This window comes from Streptomyces sp. NPDC050549 (assembly GCF_040655035.1).
Taxonomy (GTDB): Bacteria; Actinomycetota; Actinomycetes; order Streptomycetales; family Streptomycetaceae; genus Streptomyces.
Map to the genome: position 1 here is coordinate 1 of NZ_JBFAJD010000124.1, position 1,193 is coordinate 1,193.

Sequence of the window (1,193 nt, forward strand, 5' to 3'; positions counted from 1 at the left end):
AGTTCGGCACCGTTCTGGTGATCGTGGACCAGGTCGCCAACATCGGTGCGCTGCCGCTGACGGTGGCCCGCGCGGCGGGCTGTCGGGTGGCCTACCTGCCCGGGCTGTCGATGCGGCGGGCCGCCGACCTGCACCCTGGCGAGGCCAAGACCGATGCCCGCGACGCGTTCGTGATCGCCGAGACCGCCCGCACCATGCCGCACACCCTGCGGGCGGTGGACCGCGACGACGAGGTGCTGGCCGAGCTGACGATGCTCACCGGCTACGACAACGACCTGGCCGGCGAGGTCAACCGCACCACCAACCGACTGCGCGGCCTGCTCTCCCAGATCCATCCCTCCCTCGAACGCGTCCTCGGCCCCCGCCTGGCCTACCCCTACATCCAGGCCCTCCTCCAGCGCCACGGCTCCCCGGCCAGGCTGAAGAAACTGGGCCGGGCCCGCTGCGAGGCCCTGCTCAAGGCACACGGCTCGCGCAAGGCCCACCACCTCACCACCGAGATCTTCGACGCGCTCGCCGAGCAGACCCTCGTCGTTCCCGGCACCGAGGCATCCGCGCTGATCGTGCCCGGCCTGGCCGCCCAGCTCGCCGCCGCCCACACCCAGCGCCGCCAGGCCGAGCAGGAGATCGCCGCCCTGCTGGAGGCCCTCCCTCTTTTCCACCTCCTGACGTCGCTGCCCGGCCTGGGCGTCAGGACCACGGCCGCCGTGATCGTCGCGATCGGTGACGGCACCGGCTTTCCCAGCTCCGGACACCTCGCCTCCTACGCCGGGCTCGCCCCGGCCACGAAGTCCTCCGGCACCTCGATTCGCGGCGAGCACGCACCCCACCGCGGCAACCGGCTCCTCAAACGCGCCCTGTTCCAGGCCGCGTTCGCGGCGATCGGCTGCAAAGCCGACCCGTCCTCCCGGATCTACTACGACCGTCAACGCGCACGCGGCAAGACCCACACCCAGGCGATCCTCCGCCTGGCCCGCCAGCGCGTGAACGTCATCCACGCGATGATCCGCACCGGGGCTCTTTACGAAGCACGCACCCCGGGCGACGTCGACCTCGCCGCCTGACGACTCCACCGCCCCTACCCTCCAGGCCCCATCACGCCCGCGCACCGGCACGGCCACTCCGGCCACCGGGCTGCCCATCAGCCACCCGATCCACCGGGAACATCCCGCTTCGCGGGACGTTCCCAAAAA

1 protein-coding gene is annotated in these 1,193 nt (G+C 71.8%); it reads left to right on the forward strand.

Features of this window, described 5'->3' with window-relative positions:
* A partial coding sequence (locus AB0I51_RS48415) for an IS110 family transposase (protein WP_362985931.1) occupies positions 1-1,064 on the forward strand: 1,064 nt, incomplete at its 5' end.
* Positions 1,065-1,193: the final 129 nt, after the last annotated feature.